The organism is Pseudomonas sp. DCB_BI (genome assembly GCF_026240995.1).
In the GTDB taxonomy this organism is placed as follows: domain Bacteria; phylum Pseudomonadota; class Gammaproteobacteria; order Pseudomonadales; family Pseudomonadaceae; genus Aquipseudomonas.
Genome location: NZ_JAPFCG010000057.1, coordinates 1 through 886 on the forward strand (window position 1 = coordinate 1; position 886 = coordinate 886).

General features: G+C 69.5%; 1 protein-coding gene. It reads right to left on the minus strand.

Annotated elements, in window-relative coordinates; translation table 11 throughout:
* Positions 1–886, minus strand: an 886-nt coding sequence (locus OO258_RS27265) for an AMP-binding protein (protein ID WP_266034989.1), incomplete at both ends; no start/stop codon positions are given.

Genomic DNA, 886 nt, shown 5'->3' on the forward strand with positions numbered 1-886 from the left:
CGGCAGCGGGGATCAGGTAGGCCACCAGCTGCTGGCCGGTCGCGCCTTCCTGGGCCAGCACCAGGGCCTCGCGCACCTGCGGCTGGGCCTGCAGGCGGGCTTCGATCTCACCCAGCTCGATGCGGAAGCCGCGGATCTTCACCTGGTGGTCGATGCGCCCGGCGTATTCGATCACCCCGTCGGCGTGGTAGCGCGCCAGGTCACCGGTGCGGTACAGGCGCCCGCCAGGGGCACCGAACGGGTCCGGCACGAAGCGCGTGGCGCTCAGGTCGCTGCGCTTGAGGTAGCCGCGCGCCAGGCCGGCGCGGCCGACGTACAGCTCGCCGATGCAGCCTTTGGCTACCGGGTTCAGGTCGCCGTCGAGCACATACCAGGACAGGTCGGGGATCGGCACGCCCATCGGGCTGCTGGCCGCCTTGCCCAGGTCGGCCAGCGACAGCGGCCGGTAGCTGACATGCACGGTGGTTTCGGTGATGCCGTACATGTTCACCAGCTGCGGCTGGCGGTCGCCGAAGCGCTCGAACCACGGTGCCAGGCTGTTGACGTCCAGCGCCTCGCCCCCGAACACCACGCTGCGCAATGCCAGTGGCCGCTGCGGCTCGGCCGTGGTGGCCACTGCCATCAGTTGCTTGAACGCCGACGGGGTTTGGTTCAGCACCGTGACCTGCTCGTCGGCCAGCAGCTGGTAGAAGGCCTCGGGCGAGCGGCTGGTGTGCTGCGGCACGATCACCAGGCGCCCGCCATGCAGCAGGGCGCCGAAGATTTCCCACACCGAGAAGTCGAAGGCATAGGAGTGGAACAGGCTCCACACGTCGTCGCTGCCGAAGCGGAAGTCGGCGTCGGTGGCCGTGAACAGGCGCAGCACGTTGCGCTGCGGCAGCAGCAC